General features: G+C 61.5%; 1 protein-coding gene. It reads right to left on the minus strand.

Annotated features, from left to right (window positions below; genetic code table 11):
- Nucleotides 1–437: 437 nt before the first annotated feature.
- Entirely contained in the window at nt 438–617 is a 180-nt protein-coding gene (locus DID99_RS38310; protein WP_260444805.1) for a hypothetical protein, read from the minus strand.
- Between the last annotated feature and the right edge of the window lie 99 nt (nt 618–716).

Consider the following 716-nt stretch of genomic DNA (forward strand, 5'->3'; position numbering starts at 1 on the left):
TCCCCTCGCGCACTGCAGGAGCCGCCCATGCGCGGTTTCTCGCGACAAGCCGCCACACGAATGTGTGTCTGCCTTTCAGCAACGAACAGGTGGGCAGGTCGCAGTCAGCAGGCGGCGCCTGCTGACCGTGGCTGGCTGGCTCACGTCCAGCAGCCGGCATCGTCCTGATTCAGCGCGATGCCGGATAGGCGATGGCCAGCTTAATGCAGCACTATTAAATATACGGGCATGTGTCAATCTCACCACCAGATTCCAGATAAAGTGTCACTTTTCTTTCACTTCCCCAGAAGGGGCGCTGCGCCAACAGGAAGTAGATTCTGTCGCGCCCTCGTCTGCTGGACTATCCGCCGCGCGCTGCCCCTCCTTGATGAAACCGCTGCCATGGCGCTGCCGGGGTGATCTTGCGGATTTCGTGGTTGTCATGGTCGGCCACGTACTCATTGCCCGGCATCCACCGCCACACCGGTGGGGACGTTAAACGACGCGACGGATCCAGCCCCATCGGCATGTCCTGGCGTGGTCGAACCCGCCAACGTCGTCACCGCCCCCGTCGGGGTGATCTTGCGGATCGCGTTGTTCCAGGCGTCGGCCACGTACACGTTGCGCGCCGCATCCACGGCCACACCGGTGGGGGTGTTGAGAGCGGCTAACACAACCTGAACATGATGCTGCGGGCGTCGTATCGTCTACGGCATGGCAAGACGCAAAATCAGTAA

Source organism: Burkholderia sp. Bp8986 (assembly GCF_003854225.1).
Lineage (GTDB): Bacteria > Pseudomonadota > Gammaproteobacteria > Burkholderiales > Burkholderiaceae > Burkholderia.